At 57.8% G+C, this 22,765-nt stretch carries 23 protein-coding genes; 4 read left to right on the plus strand and 19 right to left on the minus strand.

Annotation, left to right across the window (positions count from 1 at the left end):
• Positions 1-65 precede the first annotated feature (65 nt).
• Positions 66-1,349 (plus strand): uracil permease, encoded by a 1,284-nt coding sequence (uraA, locus tag DBQ51_RS08420; RefSeq protein WP_054327995.1) that lies wholly within the window; start codon positions 66-68, stop codon positions 1,347-1,349.
• A 53-nt stretch (positions 1,350-1,402) separates the two neighbouring features.
• Here the strand turns inward: uraA and DBQ51_RS08425 are convergent, their stop codons facing one another.
• The 8 genes from DBQ51_RS08425 to DBQ51_RS08460 form a co-directional block, all read right to left on the minus strand.
• On the minus strand, positions 1,403-2,374 hold the full coding sequence (locus DBQ51_RS08425; protein WP_054327996.1) for a transketolase family protein: 972 nt from the start codon (positions 2,372-2,374) through the stop codon (positions 1,403-1,405).
• Between the two features lie 12 nt (positions 2,375-2,386).
• Positions 2,387-3,304 carry a transketolase gene (locus DBQ51_RS08430; RefSeq protein WP_242977873.1) on the minus strand — a complete coding sequence of 306 codons (918 nt, stop codon included), beginning with the start codon at positions 3,302-3,304 and terminating at the stop codon, positions 2,387-2,389.
• The gene (locus DBQ51_RS08435; protein ID WP_107631280.1) at positions 3,258-4,160 is read right to left on the minus strand and encodes a sugar phosphate isomerase/epimerase family protein; all 903 of its coding nucleotides are present in this window, start codon (positions 4,158-4,160) and stop codon (positions 3,258-3,260) included. Before DBQ51_RS08435 ends, DBQ51_RS08430 begins: the two co-directional genes overlap by 47 nt.
• A 21-nt stretch (positions 4,161-4,181) precedes the next feature.
• Entirely contained in the window at positions 4,182-5,483 is a 1,302-nt protein-coding gene (locus tag DBQ51_RS08440; protein ID WP_054327999.1) for a TRAP transporter large permease, read from the minus strand.
• A 16-nt stretch (positions 5,484-5,499) separates the two neighbouring features.
• On the minus strand, positions 5,500-6,009 hold the full coding sequence (locus DBQ51_RS08445; protein ID WP_107631281.1) for a TRAP transporter small permease: 510 nt from the start codon (positions 6,007-6,009) through the stop codon (positions 5,500-5,502).
• A gap of 88 nt (positions 6,010-6,097) precedes the next feature.
• Positions 6,098-7,147, minus strand: a complete 1,050-nt coding sequence (gene dctP / locus DBQ51_RS08450; protein ID WP_054328001.1) for a TRAP transporter substrate-binding protein DctP — start codon at positions 7,145-7,147, stop codon at positions 6,098-6,100.
• Between the two features lie 45 nt (positions 7,148-7,192).
• On the minus strand, positions 7,193-8,125 hold the full coding sequence (locus DBQ51_RS08455) for a ketose-bisphosphate aldolase (protein ID WP_256435209.1): 933 nt from the start codon (positions 8,123-8,125) through the stop codon (positions 7,193-7,195).
• Positions 8,126-8,143: 18 nt separating this feature from the next.
• Entirely contained in the window at positions 8,144-9,112 is a 969-nt protein-coding gene (locus DBQ51_RS08460) for a carbohydrate kinase family protein (protein ID WP_107631282.1), read from the minus strand.
• Between the two features lie 337 nt (positions 9,113-9,449).
• On the opposite strand from DBQ51_RS08460, the gene DBQ51_RS08465 reads away from it, so the two are divergent.
• Positions 9,450-10,211 (plus strand): DeoR/GlpR family DNA-binding transcription regulator, encoded by a 762-nt coding sequence (locus tag DBQ51_RS08465; protein WP_107631283.1) that lies wholly within the window; start codon positions 9,450-9,452, stop codon positions 10,209-10,211.
• A gap of 57 nt (positions 10,212-10,268) precedes the next feature.
• On the opposite strand, the gene DBQ51_RS08470 is transcribed toward DBQ51_RS08465, so the two are convergent.
• Together DBQ51_RS08470 and gap are read right to left on the minus strand one after the other, a co-directional pair.
• A complete protein-coding gene (locus tag DBQ51_RS08470) occupies positions 10,269-11,162 on the minus strand; it encodes a DMT family transporter (RefSeq protein WP_159068125.1) in 894 nt (297 codons plus the stop codon).
• A 79-nt stretch (positions 11,163-11,241) separates the two neighbouring features.
• Positions 11,242-12,270, minus strand: a complete 1,029-nt coding sequence (gene gap, locus DBQ51_RS08475) for a type I glyceraldehyde-3-phosphate dehydrogenase (protein ID WP_107631285.1) — start codon at positions 12,268-12,270, stop codon at positions 11,242-11,244.
• 255 nt (positions 12,271-12,525) lie between these two features.
• Between gap and DBQ51_RS08480 the strand changes: the two genes are divergently transcribed.
• Positions 12,526-13,608 (plus strand): ATP-binding protein, encoded by a 1,083-nt coding sequence (locus tag DBQ51_RS08480; protein WP_054328006.1) that lies wholly within the window; start codon positions 12,526-12,528, stop codon positions 13,606-13,608.
• 67 nt (positions 13,609-13,675) lie between these two features.
• On the opposite strand, the gene DBQ51_RS08485 is transcribed toward DBQ51_RS08480, so the two are convergent.
• The 9 genes from DBQ51_RS08485 to DBQ51_RS08525 all read right to left on the minus strand — a co-directional run bounded on the left by DBQ51_RS08485 (position 13,676) and on the right by DBQ51_RS08525 (position 22,041).
• Positions 13,676-14,419 carry an S-layer homology domain-containing protein gene (locus DBQ51_RS08485; RefSeq protein ID WP_107631286.1) on the minus strand — a complete coding sequence of 248 codons (744 nt, stop codon included), beginning with the start codon at positions 14,417-14,419 and terminating at the stop codon, positions 13,676-13,678.
• A 146-nt stretch (positions 14,420-14,565) separates the two neighbouring features.
• Positions 14,566-15,960, minus strand: a complete 1,395-nt coding sequence (locus tag DBQ51_RS08490; protein ID WP_107631287.1) for an aminopeptidase — start codon at positions 15,958-15,960, stop codon at positions 14,566-14,568.
• The gene (gene coaE / locus DBQ51_RS08495) at positions 15,957-16,553 is read right to left on the minus strand and encodes a dephospho-CoA kinase (RefSeq protein WP_054328008.1); all 597 of its coding nucleotides are present in this window, start codon (positions 16,551-16,553) and stop codon (positions 15,957-15,959) included. Before coaE ends, DBQ51_RS08490 begins: the two co-directional genes overlap by 4 nt.
• 34 nt (positions 16,554-16,587) lie before the next feature.
• Positions 16,588-17,613: an L-threonylcarbamoyladenylate synthase gene (locus DBQ51_RS08500; RefSeq protein ID WP_054328009.1), complete on the minus strand. Its 1,026-nt coding sequence runs from the start codon at positions 17,611-17,613 to the stop codon at positions 16,588-16,590.
• Positions 17,614-17,639: 26 nt separating this feature from the next.
• Positions 17,640-17,948 (minus strand): hypothetical protein, encoded by a 309-nt coding sequence (locus DBQ51_RS08505; RefSeq protein WP_054328010.1) that lies wholly within the window; start codon positions 17,946-17,948, stop codon positions 17,640-17,642.
• A gap of 65 nt (positions 17,949-18,013) precedes the next feature.
• The gene (locus DBQ51_RS08510) at positions 18,014-18,223 is read right to left on the minus strand and encodes a hypothetical protein (protein WP_054328011.1); all 210 of its coding nucleotides are present in this window, start codon (positions 18,221-18,223) and stop codon (positions 18,014-18,016) included.
• A 21-nt stretch (positions 18,224-18,244) separates the two neighbouring features.
• On the minus strand, positions 18,245-19,309 hold the full coding sequence (gene prfA / locus DBQ51_RS08515) for a peptide chain release factor 1 (protein WP_107631288.1): 1,065 nt from the start codon (positions 19,307-19,309) through the stop codon (positions 18,245-18,247).
• A gap of 27 nt (positions 19,310-19,336) precedes the next feature.
• Positions 19,337-20,116 carry a YdcF family protein gene (locus DBQ51_RS08520; RefSeq protein ID WP_159068126.1) on the minus strand — a complete coding sequence of 260 codons (780 nt, stop codon included), beginning with the start codon at positions 20,114-20,116 and terminating at the stop codon, positions 19,337-19,339.
• Positions 20,113-22,041 carry an ABC-F family ATP-binding cassette domain-containing protein gene (locus tag DBQ51_RS08525; RefSeq protein WP_107631290.1) on the minus strand — a complete coding sequence of 643 codons (1,929 nt, stop codon included), beginning with the start codon at positions 22,039-22,041 and terminating at the stop codon, positions 20,113-20,115. The genes DBQ51_RS08520 and DBQ51_RS08525 overlap by 4 nt, the downstream gene beginning before the upstream one ends.
• A 211-nt stretch (positions 22,042-22,252) precedes the next feature.
• On the opposite strand from DBQ51_RS08525, the gene DBQ51_RS08530 reads away from it, so the two are divergent.
• The gene (locus DBQ51_RS08530) at positions 22,253-22,750 is read left to right on the plus strand and encodes a helix-turn-helix domain-containing protein (protein WP_107631291.1); all 498 of its coding nucleotides are present in this window, start codon (positions 22,253-22,255) and stop codon (positions 22,748-22,750) included.
• Positions 22,751-22,765 lie beyond the last annotated feature (15 nt).

Consider the following 22,765-nt stretch of genomic DNA (forward strand, 5'->3'; position numbering starts at 1 on the left):
CCGCGCGTTTTTCATACAGCGCCGCACGGCGCGGCGCAAAAGAAATGAGAGGGGATAAAAGAAAAATGCAGACAAACAGAATCATCCAGGTAGAGGACAAGGTGCCGCCCCGTCTGCTGGTGCCGCTGTCCATCCAGCATATGTTCGCCATGTTCGGCGCGTCCGTGCTGGTGCCGTTTATGTTCGACATCAATCCAGCGATCGTACTGTTCATGAACGGTATCGGCACGCTGCTGTTCATCTTCATCACCAAGGGCAAAGCGCCCGCCTACTTAGGCTCGTCGTTCGCGTTCATCGCTCCGGCGACGCTGGTCATCCAGAACTGGGGCTACCCTTATGCGCTCGGCGGCTTCGTGGTGGTCGGCCTGTGCGGCTGCGTCCTGGCGGCAGTCATTTACAAATGCGGCACCAAATGGATAGACGTGGTGCTGCCGCCTGCCGCCATGGGTCCGGTCGTCGCGCTGATCGGCCTCGAGCTGGCCGGAAGCGCCGCCTCCACTGGCGAGATCGTGGGGGACGGCGTGACTACCGCCTCGGTCATTACCTTCTGCGTCACGCTGGGCGTGGCGGTGCTGGGCAGCGTGCTGTTCCGCAAATTCCTGTCCGTTATCCCGATCCTGATCGCGATCCTCTGCGGCTATGCCGCCGGCCTTGTCACCGAGTATTTTGCCGGAGAGCGCGTGATCTTGGACGGCATTATCGCCGCTTTCCACCAGCCGTTATTCCAGCTTCCGAATTTCCAGGCGCCCAAGTTCGACCTGGAAGCTATCCTCATCATCCTGCCGGTGATCTTGGTCATTGCCAACGAGCACATCGGCCATCAGCTCGTCACCAGCAAGGTGGTCGGGCGTGACCTGCTGCGGGACCCCGGCCTGCACCGCTCGCTGTTCGCGGATAACTTCTCGACCATGCTGTCCGGCTTCATCGGCTCGGTGCCGACCACGACCTACGGCGAAAACATTGGCGTAATGGCGATCACCAGGGTCTACTCGGTGCGCGTAATCGGCGGCGCGGCTGTGCTTTCCATCATCTGCTCGTTCGTCGGCCCGCTCGCGGCGCTCATCCAGACCATCCCCGGTCCGGTCATCGGCGGCATCTCGTTCCTGCTGTACGGCATGATCGGCACCTCCGGCCTGCGCATCCTGGTGGATAACCATGTGGATTACGGAAAAAACCGCAACATGGTGCTTACCTCGGTCATTTTTGTCACCGGCCTGTCGGGCGTAACGCTGTCGCTTGGCAACGTCGCCCTGTCCGGCATGACGCTGGCCGCCATCGTCGGCATGCTGATGAGCCTGCTGTTCTATGTGTTTGACAAGTGCAGGATCTCCAACGACCTGCAGGAATAATCTATAGTGAAAAAGAGTCCCGCTGCTCCCTGGGGGAGCAGCGGGACTCTTTTTTACTGCCGTTTCCTGCCGACTGCACGCGCCGCTTTCCTGACGATCTCCCGGGCGTTCAGCCGGTATTCCTCCTGCAGAAACCCGATCGCCCCGACTTGTCCAAAACGATCCTGTACGCCGACCATTTCAACTGGTATCGGACAATGCTCTGCAAGCACGCGCGCCACAGCCGCGCCCAGCCCAACCGTGCAGTTATGATTTTCCGCTGTTACAATGCATCCGGTTTTCGCAGCCGACTGGAGCAGCAGCTCTACGTCGAGCGGTTTCCAGGTAAACATATCGATCACACGCGCCGATATCCCCCGTTCTGACAGAATCTCCTGCGCTTTAAGGGCCTCGTCCACCAAGAGTCCCGATGCAACAATCGTTACATCGTTTCCCTCGCGCAGAAGCACGCCTTTGCCGATCTCAAAATCCGCGCCATCCTCGTATATGCGCGCGGAATTTTTGCGCACCATGCGCAGATAGCTGACACCATACCACGCATACAGCTTTTTCAGTAGGTTAATAAACATCACATAATCAGACGGATCGAGGACTATTGCATCCGGCACTGCCAGATACAGAGCGCAATCCTCAAACGGCATGTGCGTGCCGCCATTATACGCCGCACAGATACCGGGGTCCGAACCGATCAGCTTGACATTCAGCTTCGCATAGGCCGCGGACAGGAACGCCTGATCAAACGCCCGCCGTGAGATAAAGGGTCCAAAAGAATGCACAAACGGTATCTTCCCTGCCGCCGACAGACCCGCCGCGATGCCGACTGCATTCGCTTCCGCAATTCCAGCGTTAATCACCTGCGCCGGATAAACCTTTGCGATCTCCGACGCTTTGCTGCAGCCAGCAAGATCACAGTCGATATGGACAACGGAGGAATCCTGCGCGATCAGCTCGACCATCGTCTGTGCATATCCGTCCCCGCCCATCCGCTCATCTATTTCATGTTTTCCCGCGATTCGATACTGCATACTGCCTCCTTTTCAAGCCTGCGCTGTCAGACGTTCCAGTTCACGCTGTGCAAATGCAAGCGTCTCATGCCACTGTTCCGCTGAAAAGCTGGAAAAATGCGCGCCAGTCTGCTCCGCCAGGGGCAATCCTTTCCCCTTGACTGTATTCAATATAATGCAGGCTGGCTTTCCGACGTTATGGTACGCGCGGTCTACTGCTTCATACACCTGCTCTACATCGTTTCCATCCCGTACCTCGGCCACATCCCAACCGCAGGCACGAAATTTTGCACCGATGCCTTCCCCATGACTCATTACTTCGCTGCACAGGCCATCCAATTGTCTTTTATTGTTATCCACCAGACATATCAGCCGGTCCAGTCCGTAATGCGCCGCAAATTGCGCACTCTCCCATACCTGGCCCTCGTCACACTCGCCATCTCCCAGTATGACAAACACATGATTGTCCCGTCCGTCAAGCCGGTTCGCGTAAGCAATGCCGACCGCCGCTGAGATACCCTGTCCGAGAGAGCCGGTCGTCATGTCTACCCCTGGGGTCTTGAGGCGGTCTGTATGAGAGGGGAAATCCGTATGCGGCTGGTTCAATGTGTAGATATTCTCCAGAGGAAAAAAACCTTTCAATCCTAAGGCCGCGTATACTGCCGGCCCCGCATGCCCCTTGGACATAACGCACCAGTCGCGCTCCTCCCATCCCGGGTTCTGGGGATCGATTTTCATGATGCCGCCGTACAGCACAGCCAATGCCTCTGTAACCGACATAGTGCCTCCCGTGTGGCCAAAGCCCAGCGTTGCGAGTGCGCGTATGGTTTCTACCCGTATCTGTTGTGCAAAAACCTGAAGCTCCCTGATCTTATCCTCCTGCTGCATGAAACGCTCCTTTCCGTTATTCTTCCAGTATGCCACGCAGGAACCGACCGCCAGTCTGTGCATCGCACACCAGCTGCTGCAGCGTAGCGCCATGGCTCAAATCACGCCACACGCGGGTGCGTTTGGCATTAAAAGCCGTAGTCAGCACAAACGGCTCCATCACGACCGCACCAGCATAGCCGGCTTGACGCAGCGCCCGCCCAATCGCTCTCCAGTCCAGATTGGCCGCGCCGACCCCCGGCACTCGCCGGTTGGATTCCCCCGCATGGAAGTGTCCCAGCCGGCCACTGACACCCGCGAAACAGATCGCGGCACAGGTATTATCCTCCTCGATATTCATGTGGTAAGTATCCAAATGCACCTTGGCGCGCGGGCTTCCCACCGCCTCGGCGAATGCCACTGCCTCCTGTGCCGTATTAAACAGAAATTGCTCGAACCGATTGACCACCTCAAAGCAGTAATCAATCCCTTCCCGCTCAGCGGCACGCAGGATCGGCTGCAGACTTTGGACCGCATATCCGCAGGCGCGCACTTTCTCTTCCTGCGCATCCCCCTCTGGCTGCGGCGCCCGCAGCCAGGCGGAGTAGTTGACCCCCGACCACAGAGTCATTTCCAGCTCGCTCATGCGTTCCAACACCCGGATACAGTATTCAATGCCCTTTCGGCGCGCCGCTTCGTCGCCGGAAGCAATGTCATTCGTTGCATCCAGGCCGCCGTTCAGCGTAAACCGTACGCCGCAGTCCTTGGCACGACGCAACAGCTTCTGACATGCTTCCGGCGTCATCCGCAGCAGACAAGCCGGATTGACTTCCAGTATCTCCAGTTCTGCCTGCGCGGTTAACTCCAGAATACGGTTTAAATCATCGGATGCTTCGGTTCCCCACCAATATCCCATGTGCAGTCCTATCTGATTTTTCATATTGATTCCCTCTTTGCCGCGCTATGAAGCGCCCAGCAGATTCGGCACCAGCATGACAATCCCCGGAATAAAGGTAAGTACCAGCAGTACGCCTACCAACGCCCCCATATAAGGCAGTGACTCCCGAATGTAATCCTCAATGCGACAATTGCAGATGCCGCAAGTTGTAAACATCTGACTGCCGAACGGTGGAGAAAAGCCCGCAATTGTCAGGTTGATACACATAACGATGCCGAAATGGATCAGATTGATACCCATAGACTGTGCGACCGGTACAAGCAGCGGTGCAAGCAGAATCATCGCCGCGCCGCCATCGAAAAAGCATCCAATGGCCAGCAGCAGGATGTTGACAATCAGTAAAAACAGGTATGGCGAATGGATACCATTGATGATCGCCTCAGAGATCATCATAGGGATGCGTTCCCAAGTCAGGTAAGCGGACAGCGCCTGCGCGCCCGCCAGAATGAACATGACACCGGCCGTTGCTGTCAGCGACTCCATGATGATTGCTTTGATATGCGCAAACTTTAGCTCTTTATAGATAAACGCGCCAACCAGGATTGCGTAAAGGATGGAGATAGCGCCCGCCTCGGTCGGCGTAAAGGCGCCAAAACGCAGGCCCATTACGATGCCGAACGGTACCATCAGCGCCCAAACTGCATCCAGCAGTGCGCGGCCAAATTCTCGGGGTGTGACACGCTCCGTACGCGAAGGGCGGTAATTCCGCTTTTTGGAGATTGCATAGTTTAGTATCATCAGCGTCGCCATGATGCAAAGACCCGGCAGGTAGCCCGCATAAAACATGCTTGCAACCGACACGTTGGACGCCGTAGAATACAGGATTAATACAATGCCTGGAGGAATGATCGGCGTAATACAGGCAGACGCCGCGGTAACGACGCAGGAATAGGCCTTTGAATAACCCATGCGTTCCATTTCAGGCACCAGCATCTTGCTTTCCATTGCCGTATCTGCAATTGCCGACCCAGATAGGCCTCCCATCAGAGTGGAAAGCACGATATTGACATGCCCCAGCCCACCAACCAGATGGCCAACCAGCATATCTGCAAGCACCATCAGCCGGTGTGTGATGCCGGAATAGTTAAAGATAACACCCGCACAGGTGAAAAACGGGATAGCGAGAAACACGAATGACGAATTTGCTGCCACCATTTTCTGGCACATCAGTAAAACGTTCATTGCATTTGGGCTGAAAACAAAATACAGGGCGGTAGCAATCAACATCGCAAATGCCACCGGTACGCGCATAAAAAACAGCACAAACAAAATTACAATCGGCAGCCATGTCCACAGTTGTTCCAAAACAGCTCCTCCTTTCCTACGACCGTTCTTCCAGAGCCGCCACTTCGGTTTCCTGCCCCCGAATGGTCTGAACCAGGAATTTCAGCGAATAACCCGCAAGACAAACCGCCGCCAACGGGATCGGAATATCAAAGAAAAAATAAGGGATATGCAGCGAGGGGCTTTTCCGCGTCCATGCAGACATCGCAAACTGCCAGCCCCAGACAACAAGCGCAACACAGATCGCCGTGATCAGCGCATAGTTCAAGATCAGCACCACACGGCGTGCTTTTTCCGGCAGAGCGTTTACCAATACGTCAATTGCCGTCAAACCCTGGTACCGGTAGACCACTACAACACCAAAGAAAACCGCCCAGTTGAACAGCATGTAGGTCACTTCTTCTGCCCAGTTGAATGAGGTGGCAAACAGAAAACGGCTGATAACATTTAAAGAAATCAGAACCACCATGCCCACCAATGAAACACCGCCAATGACCGATGCAACCCAGTTAACGGTATTCTCCAGCTTTGCTCCTTTCCGTTTCATACAATCATTATCCTCCCGTTTCTTTTTGTTGCGCTTTCAGATACGGCAAGGGCAGCGCCGGCTTGACAGCGCTGCCCTGTAACTGCCGTCATTTATTGCCGCGCGCTTCCTCCAGTACAGCTGTCAGTTCATCGTATACCCCCGGCGTCCAATCTGGGAACTTATCCGGAATGCTCTTTGCCGCCTCGATAAACTCAGTCTTGTCAATTGAGGATACCTGCACACCGGCATCGATCAATTTCTGCTTATATTCATCCTGTACGCCGCCAGACAACTCCAAGAATTCCTGCATATATTTCTGAGCGGTTTCATCCATCGCCGCTTTTGCCGCGTCTGACAACGTGCTATAAACTTCACTGGACATGACGATCGCTGTATAGCCCACCAAATGCTCGGTCTCGATGACATGCGACAGTACTTCATTCCACTTATTCGAATACATGACAGAGTACACACCCTCAGCCGCATCCGCCACGCCCTGGCTGAGCGCCTGGTAAGTTTCGCTCATGGCGATATTTGTCGGATTGCCGCCCAGCATTTCTGCCACAGCATTCCACATCGTCGTGGAAGCGCAGCGGATCTTGAGCCCGTTGACATCCGCACGGGAGGTGATATCTTTTTTCGTCAGCAGATTACGAGTCCCCTCATAATTCAGCGCGATCAAATGCAGCCCTTGAGCTTCCAACTCGGTACACATATCCTGGAATACCTCAGAATTCCATATCGCCATAATCTCCTCCGGCTTCTGGATCAGATACGGGGACATAATCGCCGCCATATCCGGTACATAGTTTGCCAGCCATGCCAGGTCGCAGTCCGCAACCACGCGTTCACCCAGCGCAGCCTGTTCGATCACGTCCGCTGTCGGACCCAGGCTCTCCGTGGTATATATCTCGCCGACGATCTCTCCATTTGAAGCAGCCTCCAGATCGTCAAAAAACCGGCCATACCACTCATACTGGGGATCGGTATTGGATTTGACCAGGTTGAATTTCAACGTGGTGGCTTCCGCCGCAGCACTCTGTCCGCCGCCCGGGTTTTCACCGCCCGGGTTTGCATTGCTGTCCGTTCCTCCTCCGCATGCGGCCAGGGAAAAAGCCATTATTGCTGCCAGCATTCCTGCGATCAGTTTTTTCATTCCTTTTTCTCCTCTCTTCTGCTGTAAAATTAATAGTTGGATGCTTTAATAGCGCTCTGCGCTTAAAAATACATTTTTCATTTTATGGGATACGCGTTCAGCCAAGTGATCCCTGCCGGCACCTATGTATTTCCGGTAATCAATTTGTTCCGGCGCTTCATGCAGATATTTTCTGATCGCACCTGTCATAGCAAGCCTGAGATCGGTGTCCACATTGATCTTGCAGACCGCAAGCCGAGACGCCTGTGCCAGCATTTCCTCAGGAATACCGATTGCTCCGCTGATGTCACCTCCCATTGCATTAATCTCCGCGATATCCTCCTGGTTAACTGACGATGCCCCGTGCAGTACGATCGGCAGACGCGGCATCAGCCGGCTGACCTGCTCCAGAATATCAAACCGCAGCATCGGCTTTTGTCCCGGTTTAAATTTGTAAGCCCCGTGGCTGGTACCGATGGCGATTGCGAGGGAATCCACCCCTGTCCGTTCGGCAAAGTCGCGCGCCTGCTCCGGATCGGTATAGAGTGACTGTTCCGCGCTCCTGCCATCCTCAACACCGGCCAGCGTTCCCAGCTCGCCTTCCACCGTGATGTCATACCGGTGCGCATATTCGCAGACGCTTCGCGTCAGCGCCACATTTTCCTCATAGGGAAGGTGGGAACCGTCGATCATGACTGAAGTAAAGCCAGCTTGAATGAACTCCTTGCAGGTCTCCAGATCTTCGCCGTGATCCAGATGCAGGGCGACCGGCACATCCGCCAGCCGCGCCGCGTTTTCCGCGATGCCGACGATATAGCCTAAATCCGCATATTGGCCCGTAAAGGATGATGCCTGTAGGATGACTGGCGACCGCTGTTCTTTCGCCGCCTTTGCAACCCCCTGGATCACCTCCATATTGTTGACATTGAATGCGCCGACCGCATAGTGGTGATCATAGGCATGCAGCAACATGTTTTTGGTATTGACAAGCGCTCTCAACTCTGTACTCTCCTTTCTCTACTGTGCAATATTTTCTACCAGGTGCCGGTTTTTCCGGATATATTGCCGGACACTTTCCACGTCCGGTACGCCGCCGACCGCACCGGGCGCCTGTATGGTATAGGAGGCGGCAGCCGATGCGAACAACGCGCTCTCATATAGATCGAGCGACAGAAGCTGTGCGGCTTCAAATCCCGCAACGAAGGAATCTCCTGCCCCCGTAGTGGAAGCGATCGATTCCACTGGAAACGCTGGCAGGAAAAACTCTTCCTTGAAATCCGTCATATAGCAGCCCTTCTCTCCCAGCTTAACGCCAAATACTGATAATCCGAACGGCTTGAGCACGTTCCGCATGGCTCGGACATCGGTCTCACCTGTGATCTGCACCGCTTCCTGGTAGCTCGGCAAAAAGATATCTGTATGGCGCAGGGTAGGCGCAATGCGTGGGAGCCATTCCCCTTTCCGGTTCCAAACCGTATCGACTACAGTTCTCACTCCATACTGTCTTGCTTTCTGAAACAGCGGCACGATCCCTCCGTCATCCAGATTCTTCAGCCGGTAATGGCCGTTCAGGCTGAGCAGGCGTGCCTGCCGCAGCCACTCCTCCGGCACCTGCTCCGCGTAAAGCGTATCGAATATCTCCGTATTGGTCAGAAAATGCCGTTCCCCGTTCGGTTCAACCAAAGCGATACTGGTGCCAGTTGTTTGCCCGCCCCGTACTGCCAGCGAACGGATATCGATATGCCGTTCGTCCAGCCAGCGCCGAAGGAACGCGCCATTTGGATCATCCCCTACGACAGAGACAAGCGCGGTTTCCATACCGAGCGCCGCCGCGTTACAGGCTACATTGCAGGCATCCCCACCTGGCAGCATCTGTATCGTGTCTACCGGCGTTGCGTCCAAAGACAGCGCCTTTTCGGTCACCGGTTTGACGATGATATCGCACATTAACAGGCCAATACAGATAATATCCATTTCATCACTCATTTCCCGCTTCACAATATCGATTTTTATAGATTAGATCAAATTTTATCAAAAATGTTTTTATAAATTGATCGATAATAAATCATCTCTCTCTTGTTTAACATTAACTTAACACATGCGATAATATTTGTCAATATTTCGATCAATATTTGACATATTTAAAAATATACAAACTTAACCTTTCCTTTTTGTATATTTAAATGATAATATTCATCTTTTTAATGATAATATTTGTTTCATTATTATTTATTCTCTTATTGACGAAAGTGGAAAGATAAGGTATCATAAAGGTAAATAACAAGGTCATCTTCCCTAAAAATCACGAAAGGAGATGTCTTAAATGGCCGTTCGCACTTCTCGTCTCGACCAAATGGAGGAATATATCCGTAAGCACGATTTTGTTCCTCTCGACGATTTATGTGTAGCATTCCAGCGTTCTAAAATTACGATCCGCCGCGATCTCTCCATGCTGGAGGAAAAGGGAGTGATAGAAAAGGTGTATGGGGGCGCGCGCCCCAGGCACCGCGATATCGGACGTCCCGTTGCGTCATTTACCGAGCGAAACATCTGTTTGACCGATCAGAAGCAATATATCGGTAAACTGGCCGCACAGCATGTCAACGACGGGGATACGCTTTACATCGATTCTGGTACTACCACACTGACCATGCTCCCTTATCTTGCTGAACGTTCGGTCACGATTTTGAGCAACAATTTATATGTGATCATGGAATGTATGAACTATCCCCAGATTAATGTAATCTCTTTCGGCGGCCGGCTGAACGTAAAAACCGCATCTTTAACCGTAGACGACCCCGCTGAGCTAAGTCGCTTCAATATCACAAAGGCTTTTATGGGTACAACCGGCATCAGCTTGCGAAGTGGTGTGACCGATACCTTTGTTGGGGAGAGTACGCTCAAAAGCACGATCACCAAGAACAGCCGGACACGGTATTTGTTGGCAGATCATACCAAATTCGAACTGGTGGCGGTTTCCACCTATGCACGCTTAAGCGATTTCGATTTTCTGGTCACCGACCTTGCACCATCACAGGAGTATCTGCAGTACTGCAAGGAGCACCAGCTCACCTGCTGTTATTAAACAAAAGCGTCCCCTGGCTTCCCTAAGGAAACCAGGGGACGCTTACTGCCATACACCCTATTCCTCCTGCTTATCCCGTGCAAGCAGGAAAATGGTGGACAAAATCAGTGCAAAGCCGATCAGGTCGGTCGGGCTGAAATCCGCTTTCATCCAGAGAACGGCAAGCACCGTCGCGGACACCGGCTCGATCGAGGAAAACAGGCTGCCCTTCTCGGGTCCGACCAATCGGATCCCCTCCAGATGCAGCGTGAACGCCGCGACCGAGCCGACCAGAACAACGACCGCGAGCGCGCTGACCGCCCCGGCGTCCAGCGTCACAGGCATCCGCCACGGGCGGAACAGGAAGGACAGCGCCGTGCCGCCGAGCAGCATGCCCCATGCTGTTACAAGCGCCGCACCGTATTTATGCAGCAGCGGCACCGGCTGCACCGCATAGATCGACATGGCTACCGCGCTCAGCAGCCCCCAGAACAGCGCACGGCTGGACAGGACCATCTCCCCCGGATGCCCGTGCGTCGCCAGCAGGAAGGTTCCGCCCACGGCCAGCAGGATGGACAGCACCTCAATGCCCCGTGGCGGGCGGCGGCTGCGGACCGATAGGTACACCAGGATCAGGACCGGCGAAAGATACTCCAGCACGGTGGCGGTCCCCGCGTTGGAGTATGTGATTGCGGAAAAATATGTATACTGGCACATGCTCATGCCCAGCACGCCAAACACCAGGATGCCGGCGGCGTCCTGCTTCCAGATGCGGAACACCTGCTTTTCGCCCCGCAGCAAGCATAGCAGCAGCAGGATCGCGCCGGCCGACAACAGGCGCACCGAAACCAGCCATCCGGTCGGTACGCCCTTTGCCTGCAGCAGGAACTGGCCGCAGGCGCCGGAAAGCCCCCAAAAGATACCGCCCGTCAGCGTCAGCAGCACGCCGCGCAGCATTTTATCCCGCTTCACACAGTTTTCCCCTTTCACAAAAAGACCTCTTGTGCAGATCACAAGAGGTCTTTTGGTTTTACGTTGCTACAGGACTGACTTACTTGTTGTCAACCTCAGCCATGTGCTCGATGAGCATCAGCAGCTTGTTGGAGTAGCCCCACTCGTTGTCGTACCAGGAAACAACCTTGACGAAGGTGTCGGTCAGCGCGATGCCAGCCTTCTTGTCGAAGATGGAGGTGCGCTCGTCGCCCAGGAAGTCGGAAGAAACAACGTCCTCGTCGGTGTAACCCAGAACGCCCTTCAGGCCGCCCTCGTAAAGCGGCTTCTCAGAAGCAGCCTTCATCGCCGCGCAGATCTCGTCGTAGGTGGCCGGCTTAGCCAGATTGCAGGTCAGGTCAACAACGGACACGTCCAAGGTCGGAACACGCATGGACATACCGGTCAGCTTGCCGTTCAGCTTCGGGTAAACCTTGCCTACCGCCTTGGCAGCGCCAGTGGAGGACGGGATGATGTTGCCGGAAGCCGCACGGCCGCCGCGCCAGTCCTTCTTGGAGGGGCCGTCAACGGTCTTCTGGGTGCCGGTGGTGGAGTGAACGGTGGTCATCAGGCCCTCGGTGATGCCGAACGCCTCGTCCAGAACCTTGGCGATCGGCGCCAGGCAGTTGGTGGTGCAGGAAGCGTTGGAAACAAAGGTCATATCCTTGGTGTAGGTGTCCTGGTTAACGCCCATAACGAACATCGGGGTGTCGTCCTTGGACGGGGCGGACATGATGACCTTCTTCGCGCCGCCGTCGATGTGCGCCTGCGCCTTTTCCTTGGTCAGGAAAACGCCGGTGGACTCGACAACGTAATCAACGCCGTCCTTACCCCACGGGATGTTCTTGGGATCCATCTCAGCGTGGAACAGAACCTTCTTGCCATCCACGGTGATGGAGTTGTCGTCATACTCAATGGTACCGTCATAGCGGCCGTGCATGGTGTCGTACTTGAGCATGTACGCCATGTAGTCCGGCGTCATGAACGGATCGTTTACCGCTACGAATTCGATATTCGGGTTCTTCAGACCAGCGCGGAAAACCATACGGCCGATACGGCCAAAGCCATTGATACCTACTTTAATAGCCATTTGCAGTGTTCCTCCTCAATTTTGACAATTATCTTCTTGTCGATGGCTTTATTATACACTATCTGGACGATATGCCGCAAGGTGTAATATTTGTGAAATTTTTGTCATTATATTCTGGGTTTTTGTACATTTTTCTTTGCAAAGCGGTCCCGTCTGGTGGTATAATAGAAGCATCATACAAAATATAGTATTGCAGTCCGTAAGCAGCCTTATACCCACAAAGAAACAGAAAGATCAGCGATTCGGAGGATAGAGATGGCGGATACATTTTTCTCTCAGCTTGACAGCGCGGCTCTGCGCGCCCTGCTGAACCGTACCGCGCTGCACGACGCAGCATTGCTCACAGTAGGACCGACGCTATATATTGAGGCCTGCAACGACGCCGCGGCGCGCCTGACCGGCCTGCACCCGCTCGAACGCATCGACCAGCTCTTGAGCGGCGCCTCCGCCGGCGCGCTGCGCGACTGCATCGTGCAGCAGGCACCGCGCACCGTTTATGAGGAGCTGGACGGCGCCGAATACCGCCTGGAACTGCTGCCGCACCGCGGCGGCGCGCTGCTCGCGTTCCTGCACGACAACCGCTCCTCTTACGACGGGAGCCTGCGCGTACTGCACGCAAAAAGCGCGCAGTATCTCGGCACGCTTTTCGCCTGCGCAGAACAGGTGCAGGATCCCGCCCTCGCGGCCGAGCTGCGCAAGCAATGCCTGCGTATGCACCGCATACTAACCCATTCCGATTTCCTGCACGACCCGCCTCTCACCGAGCAGCTCCGCCTGTACCGCACCGACCTCGTGGCTCTCTGCCAGACGGCCGCGGCCAATGCGGTGCTGTACGGCCCGTCGCACGGCACCAAAAACATCACCGTACACGCGCCCGATTTCTGCGACGCGCTGATCGAGCCGCAGCTGATCCAAAAGGCTCTATACAACCTTCTGTCCAACGCGCTGCACGCGTCCCCCGCGGGCGGCGATATCGTCCTTACCCTGACCGACGACAGCAGCTTTGCGACCATCACGGTTGCGGATCGCGGCCCCGGCCTGGATGCGGAGCTGTTTGAAGCGCTCCTGACTGGCTGGGAGCGGCAGGTTTCGCTGGACGATTACCTTTCCCTGGCGCGCTGCGGCGCGCCGCTCGGCCTCGGTCTGCCCCTGATCCAGCGCATCGCGCAGGCCCACGGCGGCAGCCTGCTCCTGTCCCCGCGGGAGGGCGGCGGAAGCGAGCTGCACATGAGCATCGCCCACCTGCCGGCCGCGCTTGCGGATAACAACCTGCGCGCGCCGATGATTTTGGAGGAGGGCTACTCGCTCGAAGAGATCGAGTTTTCCATCTTTGACTGACTGCCTCGGCATAGGCAAAAAACCGCCGTATCCACCCGGATACAGCGGTTTTTCTTTTGGGGTTGTCTTACCGGCCGGCATCCGAGGCGATGTTTCTCAAAACCTGCGCTAGTTCCGCGCGAAGCACATTGCCCTGCGGAGCGAACGAACCGTCCGTGTTGCCGTTCATCAGCCCATTCTTCAGGCAGAACGCAACGCTGTCCGCCGCCCAATCCGAGATCTGCGAAGCGTCGGTGAACTCCTGCACGGCCATGCCGTCGCCCGGCACAGTTTCGGTCAGGCCGTTCTCCTCCAGCAGGCCGAGGTAGCGCGTCAGCATCACCGCGAACTCCTCGCGGGAAACCGTTTTCCCAGGGCGCAGGCGTTTCTCGTCGTCGCCGGTGAGGATGCCTGCGTCAAAGCAGAAAGTCATCGCCGGATAGTAGTCCTGACCGATATCCGCGTAGTCGGCCATCTCGCGGATGCCCATGCCCGCGGCGCCCGCTGTCAGCTTTTCGTCCCTGTTTTTGGCATCACGGTAGAGCGCGTCCGCAACCGCCTGACGGCTGACCGCGTGCAGCGGCCAGAAGCCCGCGTCCACCGGCGCGGCAAGATCCATCAGTCCCTCCTCCAGCACATAGTGGACCGCCGGCGCATACCACGCGGTATCGGCCACGTCGGCCGGCAGGGCAGTCTCCAGCCCATCCACCACCGTATTGGCGCCCGTATCCTCCGCCGCGTCGGACGCGGTGTCCGCCGCCAGTGCGGTGGCCGACATGGACAGCACCGTCGCGCCGGTCAAAAAAAACGAAAGCACCTGTTTGAATGTCATTTTTATAAATCCTCCTTTTGGAAGCTGTTATTTTCCTTAGCTGCTCCCTATTATAACACGGCGTCCCGCGCCCGCCTGCAAAATGTAACAGAGGTGTAATAAAAACGGCGGCCGGTATCCGGCCGCCGTCTTGTGCGTTTTCCGTCTCAGTCCTTATAGAACGCCCCGAAGCCCTTGTAGGCCATATACAGGTCGAGCTTGGCGATCACCTCGAACGGCGCGTGCATGGAAAGCACGGGTACGCCCGCGTCCACCGTATCGATGTTGCGGTTGGCCAGGTACATCGCCACTGTGCCGCCGCCGCCCTGATCGACCTTACCGAGCTGGCCTGTCTGCCAGACCACGCCCGCCTTGTCAAAAATGCAGCGGATGCGCGCCATCAGCTCGGCGGTCGCGTCCGACGTGCCGGACTTGCCGCGCGCGCCCGTATATTTGACCAGCGCAAAGCCGCAGTTGGCGCGGGCATCGTTGCGCTTTTCAGACACCTCAGGGAAGTTGGGGTCAAAGGCGTTGCATACGTCTGCGGACAGGCACACCGAGTTTTCATAGCATTCCTCCACCAGCGCGCCCTGCGCACGGCACAGGTCGGCCATGAAGGTATCGAACGCGCGCGACTGCATGCCGGTTACACCGTCCGAGCCGGTTTCCTCCTTGTCCACCAGCAGGCAGACGCAGGTGTGCGCGGGCGTGGTTTTGAGATCGAGCAGCGCAGTCGCTGCGGTGTAGGAGCACACGCGGTCGTCGTGGCCGTAAGCGCCGACAAACGAACGGTCAAAGCCAATGTCGCATGCGGGGAAGGCAGGCACGCAGCACAGCTCGGCGGAGAGGAAGTCCGCTTCCACCATGCCGTACTGCTTATTCAGGTATTCCATGACCGCAAGTTTGATCTTCTCGCCGCATTTCTCGTCCACGGTCCCGCTCGGCACCGAGCCGACCAGCACGTTCAGGCCCTCGCCCTTAACAACCTCGGTCGCCTTTTTGGTCATCTGCTCAGAGGCCAGATGGGGCAGCAGATCGGTGATGACGAACCTGGGGTCCTCCGGCTTGTCGCCGATGCGCACCTCGACTGTTTTCATTTGCCCGTTGTGGCAAACGCACACCACGCCGCGCAGCTCGAGCGGAATGGCGGTCCACTGGTACTTTTTGATGCCGCCGTAATAGTGGGTCTTGAAAAAGGCCATGCCGCCGTCCTCGTACAGCGGCACAGTGCGGATATCCACACGCGGCGCGTCCAGATGGGCAGCGGTCAGACGCACGCCCTCCTTGAGGCTCTTTTTGCCGATCACGGCCAGCGTGATCCCTTTGTGACGGTTGACCTGGTAGAGCTTGTCGCCAGGCTTGACGGTATCATCCCGCGTCCATGCGCGGAAACCCTTGGCCTCCGCCAGACGAACCATTTCCTTGACCGCGTCGCGCTCGGTCTTGGCTTCGTCCAGAAATTTCTTGTAGTCCCCGGCATAGGACTGGATGTTCTTTTTGTCGCTGCCGGTCAGCCGGTCGAAGCCGGTTTTCTTGTCATAAAAAAGCTGTTCAGAGGTCATTTTCGTTCTCCTTTGCTCAAAATGGTATATAAAGCATCGGTTTCCCGCCAGAGCGCGGCGAGGTCGCCGTTGTTTTCCAAGATATGGTCGCAGCGGGCGCGGTAAAAGCCATCGTCCGGCTGGGCAAGGATGCGCGCGCGCGCGGCCTGCTCGGAAATGCCGTCGCGGGCCATCACGCGCCGCACACGCGTTTCGGTATCCGCCAGCACGCCGACCGTCTTTTCGCACAGATCGTCCGCGCCCGCCTCAAACAGGGTCGGCGCGTCGTACAACACGATCGGGCAGGCGGCCTGCGCCTGTATGGCCGCGCGCGACGCGGCGCGGATATAGGGGTTCGTGATACGGTTCAGCTCGCGCAGCCGGTCGGGATCGGAAAATACGAGCCGCGCCAGCTTCGGGCGGTCGAGCGCGCCGGTTCCATCCAACACGCCGCCGAACGCCGCGTCCAGCGCCGCGAGCATCTCGCGGTTTTCCGCACACAGGCGGCGGTAGACCGCGTCCGCGTCCACCCAGCCCGCGCCCTGTTCGCGCATCCGCGCGGCGACCGTGCCTTTGCCCGTGCCGCTGCCGCCGGTCAAGCCTATGATTTTCATTATCCCACACCCCCTGGCTGGATATGCACCCCACTCAAAGCTCGATCACCGCGAAACCCGCCGCCTTTTTAATGCGGTTTGCTACCGCCAACCCCAGCCCCTCGTCAGACGGACACTGCGCCCAGATCTGCCGGACGTCGGTTTCGTCGAACGCCCGCAAGCGGTCGAACACCTCGCGCGCCTGCGCCGCGAGGTCGGCTTGGGAACCGAAGCACTCCACCACGCAGGTAGGGAAGCACTCCCTGTATTCATCAAAGCACAGCACACCAGTGGGGCCGCTGATATGCTCTTTAATATACTGCGCCGTGTGTTGTGGGTCGCCCCGCACAACCGTTACCGGCGCTTTCGGGGCATAGTGGCGGTATTTCATGCCGGGCGCGGACACCCTGACCTCATCCCCTATCTTCTCATACAGCGCGCGGTCGACCTCGACCTCGCCCAGCACGGCACGGAGCTGTTCGAGCGTCACGCCGCCCGGCCGCAGCAGGCGCGGCTTGTCCAGCGCGAGAGTGACGACCGTGGATTCCACGCCCACGCCGCACGGCCCGCCATCCAAAATCGCAGCGATCTTGCCGTCCAAATCGCACAGGACGTGTGCCGCCGTAGTGGTCGAGGGGCGGCCGGAGGTGTTTGCGGAGGGGGCGGCCAGCGGCACGCCCGCCGCACGGATGAGCGCGCGCGCCAGCGGGTGCGACGGAAGACGGATACCCACCGTGTCCAGCCCGCACGATACCTCGTTTGGAATGCAGCTCCCTTTGGGTACGATCATGGTCAGCGGCCCGGGCCAGAACGCTTCGGCCAGCGCCACTGCCTGCGGCGGCACCGCGGGACACAAATCGGAAATCTGATTAAAATCCGCGATGTGGACGATCAGCGGATTATCCTGCGGCCGTCCCTTGGCGCGGAAGATTTTCGCCACCGCTTCCCCATTCAGGGCGTTTGCCGCCAGCCCGTACACGGTTTCCGTGGGCATCCCCACCACTTCACCCCGCCGAATCAGGTCTGCGGCGATCCTTATGGCATCTTTATCAAATTGTGGGGAAAGTATGCTTGTTTTCATCAATTACACTTCCATCAGTGGGAAATTTAATGCTCCAGTGTGCGGTCCGTTCCTGTGACGCGACCATTTTGCAGGTAAATATCCAGGGTGGACTCGTCAAACGGCATGTCAATGATGTAGGCCAGCAGCTCCGGCGAGTCGGTATAGTCCGGCGCGGTCTTCGCCCAGTTTTCCGCGGTAAAATCGCGCGGCACGCCGAGGCCAAGGCCGAAAAAGCCGTTCGCCTGCCAAACGCCCCCGCCCAGCAGCAGCACGCCCGCGAACAGCAGGATACTCCCCGCCAGAAACACCAGGATGCCGAGCAGCGTCAGCCCAAGGCCGGAATACAGCGCCAAGTCCCATAGCGATCTCTCCTGCCCTCATTATAGCAGCGGCAAAGCGGAGATTTGTAACCGCGCTGTTAAATCGCGAAAAACGGCAGCGCCAGCAGGCCGACGGGCGCGTCAATCACGCCCGTATAGATGCCGACCGCGATCAGCAGCGCACCGGCCGCCAGAAAGATCAGCTTGCGGGTCAGCTTCAGGAGCAGCAGCACAATGTTGATCAGCACCAGCGCGCCGCCCACCACCAGCCATGGCGCGGACTGCCAAAGGGCAGAAATTTCGTTCATTGGGATTCTCCTTTCCAGGGATCATGCTTCGCCCTGCGCCTTGAGCTTTTCAGCCGTGTCGGCGGCGATCAGGGCGTCGAGTATCTCGTCCATATCCCCGTTCAGGAATTGGTCGAGCTTGTAGAGCGTCAGCTTGATGCGGTGGTCGGACACACGGTTTTCCGGAAAGTTATAGGTGCGGATGCGCTCCGAACGGTCGCCCGTGCCGACCTGGCTTCTGCGGTCCGCGGCGATCGCGGCCTTCTGCTTTTCCTCCTCGGCTTCGTACAGACGGGCGCGCAGCACGCGCAGCGCCTTATCCTTGTTCTTGTGCTGGCTGCGCTCGTCCTGACATTCGACCACCGTGTTCGTCGGGATATGGGTCACGCGGATGGCCGAGGATGTTTTATTGATATGCTGGCCGCCTGCGCCGGATGACCGGAACGTGTCGATGCGCAGGTCCTTGGGGTCGATGTAAAAATCCACCTCCTCGGCCTCGGGCAGCACGGCCACCGTGGTGGTCGAAGTGTGTACGCGGCCCTGCGACTCGGTTTCCGGCACGCGCTGGACGCGGTGTACGCCGCTCTCAAATTTCAGGCGGGAATACACCTTATCGCCCGCCACGCGGAACACGATCTCCTTATAGCCGCCCAGCTCGGTTTCGGACGCGCTCATCACCTCGGTCTGCCAGCCGCGCTTATCCGCGTACATGGTGTACATGCGGTACAGGTCGGCGGCGAACAGAGCACTTTCCTCGCCGCCCGCGCCGCCGCGGATCTCGACAAAAATGTTCTTGTTGTCATTCGGGTCCTTGGGCAGGAGCAGGAGCTTCAGCTCGTCCTCCAGCCGCGCGATATCAGCCTTGGCCTGCTGCAGCTCCTCCTGCGCCAGTTCCTTCATATCCGGATCGGACAGCATATCCAGCGCGTCCTCCTGCGCCCGCCGTGCCTTTTGGCAGGCGCGGAACGTCTGGATGATCGGTTCCAGCTCGTTGCGCTCCTTGAGGAGCTTGGCCGCGCGGCTGGGGTCGTCATACAGGCCCGGCTCGGCGAGACGGGCCTCCAGCTCGTCCATGCGCTGCGCAAGAGCGTTCAGTTTGTCAAACATAACAGGTTCCTTTCCGATTCCGCCGCCTTACGCGGCCGGCATATCCTTTCCCGTGCCGCCCTGCCACCTGCCGGTGAGCATCAGCCCCAGGATGGAGCAATACTCCCGACAATGCACCGCCACGCGCTGCGCCGGATAGGGCGTCGGCGCGGGGATGCCGGCCGCGTCCAACCCACCGCGCACCATCAGCACGCGGGCGCGTGCAAGGTGGTAATCGCTCGTCACCACCGCGGTCCTGTGTCCGTCCCCGATCAGGGCACGGGCGTTTTCAATGTTCTGTATCGTATTGTTGGATTCGTCCTCGAGCAGCAGACGGTCCGCGTTCATGCCTCTGGCGGTCAGGTAATCATACATCGCCTCCGCCTCCGGACACGGCTCGTTGCTCCCCTGCCCGCCGCACAGGATGGCGGTAGCCTCGGGGTGCGCCTGCAGGAAATCATACGCCGTATCCAGCCGTGCGGCCAGCGCCGCGGACGGACGGCCGTCCTCATACACCCGCGCGCCCAGCACCAGCAGGTAATCCGCGTCTCCGGCTTCCGGATCGGCGCGCATCCCGTGCAGGATGACGCCCTGCACCGCGACGAACGATACTACGAACAAGCCGAACAGCACACGTCCCACAACGGACAGCACGCGGCATACCCTGTGCCGCTCCCGCAGGCGCAGCATCAGCCATTCGCCCGCGCAGCCGGCGGCCAGCGTAAGGAAAAACACGCCGCCGAACCGCGAGGGCGCCCAGGGTAGCTGCACCACGCCGCCCGCAGCGAACACCGCCGCCAGCGCGAGCCAGATCTTCCGTTCGCTCATTGCTGCAGCTCCTCCAGCTCGGCGGCCACGGCCTCCCATTCGTCCATTTTCGCGGCGAGCGACTCGTCGCATTGCTCCTTTTTGGTCATCAGTTCGAGTAGCCGCGCCGAGTCCGAGGACGCGTCGATCATCTGCTGCTCCAACTCGGCCGACTGCAGCTCGAGCTGGGAAATTTCACGTTCGAGCGCGCTGAGTTGCTTTTGCAGGTTTTTGGTGCCGCCGGTGCGCTTGGGTTTTTCCGGCGGACGGGGTACGTCGTCCAGCGTCGGCGCATCGGGCTTTTTCCGCCTGGGGGCCGGCGCGGAGGCAGGCGCCTCGGGCAGCTCGCCCCGTTCACGGAATTTCAAAAAGTCGGAATACGAGCCGATGAAGTCGGTCAGCCGCCCGTTTTCCAGATACAGCACGCGGGTGGCGAACCGCTCGACGAAGTACCGGTCGTGCGAGACGAACAGCAGCGTGCCGTCGAACGCCTCCACCGCCTCTTCGATCCACTCGCGGCTGGCAAGGTCGAGGTGGTTGGTCGGCTCGTCCAGAATGAGGAAATTCAGGGGGTCGTACATCAGCTCGCACAGGCGCAGGCGGCTTTTTTCGCCGCCGGACAGCATATCGACCGTTTTCATCTGCGTTTCGCCCGTGAACTGGAACGAGCCCAGCCGGTTGCGCGCGACCTGCATGGACACGTTCTTGTCATAGATCAGCGTGTCGATCAGGTTGCGGTGTGGGTTGGCGAAATGCACCTGCTGCGGCAGATAGGCAGGCTTCAGGCCCACGCCCTTGCGGATCGTACCCTCGTCCGGCGTTTCCTCCCCCAGCAGGATCCTGAGCAGGGTGGTCTTGCCCGCGCCGTTTGCGCCCAGCAGGGCGACTTTCTCGCGGTTGCGGATGTTGAAGCTGATACCGTGTAATATTTCACGCCCTTCATAACTCTTTGTAATATCCCGAACCTTTAACACTTCTTCGGTCTCGTAGTTCGGGTCGCCGAAGGTGACGGTCAGCTTTTTGTCCTTTTTCGGGCGGTCGGTTACGGTCATGCGCGCGATGCGCTTTTCGATTGAGGCGGCGCGCTTGGCCAAATGCTCGGTGCCGTGCTCGTGCATGATGCGGGCGACCGCTTCCAGCCGTTTTTTCTCGGCCAGCTCGTGCTCGTGATGCTTGAGCTGTTCCTCGCGGCGGCGTTCGCGCTCGACCGCGTAATAGGAGTAGTTGCCGTTGTAGAACTCGCAGGTGCAGTCGTGAATCTCGATCACACGGTCGCAGCACTGGTCAATGAACCAGCGGTCGTGCGAAATAATCATCACCGTGCCGCGATAGGACTCGAGGTAACTGCCCAGCCAATCGACCGCGTCCATGTCCAGATGGTTGGTCGGCTCGTCCAGCAGCAGAATGTCGGTCTGCTCCAGGATGATGCGCGCCAGGTTGATGCGCGTCTTTTCGCCGCCCGAGAGCAACGCGAACGGCTGCGCGCGCATGGCTGCGGGGATTTCCAGACCGTTGCACACACGGTCGATCTCAAAATCACGGTTGTAGCCGCCGAGGAGCTCCAGACGGGTTTCAAGCTGGGCGTAGCGTTTGAGCAGCGAGGCGTCTTCCGGCTTGCGGGCCATCTCATCGGTCAGCGCGTCCATCGCGGCGGCGACCTCGTCGGATTCGCGGAAAGCCAGGCGCAGCACATCCTCGACCGTGGATTCCGGCGGGAAATCCGGCATCTGGTCGATCACGCCCGCGTTCTTGCCCGCGCCAAGCGAAACATGCCCCCCGTCATAGGGCAGGCGGCCGGTGAGGATATTAAGCAGGGTGGTCTTGCCCGCGCCGTTCGCGCCCAGAATGGCGACCTTTTCCCCTGGCTGGATATCAAAGGAAATATCCTGTAGGATGAGGCGGTCGCCGTAATATTTGGTGAGATTTTGTACGGAAATGTCAGCCACAGCCGCGGCTCCTTTCAAATATCGGGATAAATGGATATATACCGTTTTATTATAACACAAAAGATAGATAAGGGAAAGCCTCTCCCCCGCATTTTACCGCTCAACAACGCATCGACGCACCGTAGAACGCCGCTAATACTGCCTCAACTTTGCGTCGGTTGCACCAGGCTGTCTGATACGGTATACTTTTCCCCAAAAGGAGGATATAGCAATGGATGCAATAAAAACAGGCGTTTTTATCGCCGCGGTACGTCGGGAGCGGAACATGACACAGGCAGAGCTGGCGGCCAGGCTGCATGTGACTGATAAAGCGGTCAGCAAGTGGGAACGGGGCGCGGGCCTGCCGGATATCAGCCTCATCGAACCGCTTGCGGCGGCGCTGGACGTCAGCGTGCTGGAGTTGATGCAGGGACGGCGAATTCCCGCCGAGACTGTCCGCCACACCGAGGCCGCAGAGGTGCTGACTGACATCCTCGGGATGGCAAAGCACACACGGGCAGACAAGCGCAGCCATCTCAAGCAGGCAGACCGATTTCTGTCCAGACTGCTCGAAGCCATTGGCCTGCTGTTCCTGCTGTGCTCGGTATATTGCAGGACACAGCTCCAAACGCCGATACCGCTTTGGCTCACCATCAGCGCCCTAGTCCTTGCGGCAGCCGTCCTGCTTGCCAAATGCGTCTTACATCGGGCGGTGGGAAATCAGACATAATAAAAACGCAACAAA

The organism is Agathobaculum massiliense (assembly GCF_900291975.1).
Classification (GTDB): domain Bacteria; phylum Bacillota; class Clostridia; order Oscillospirales; family Butyricicoccaceae; genus Agathobaculum; species Agathobaculum ammoniilyticum.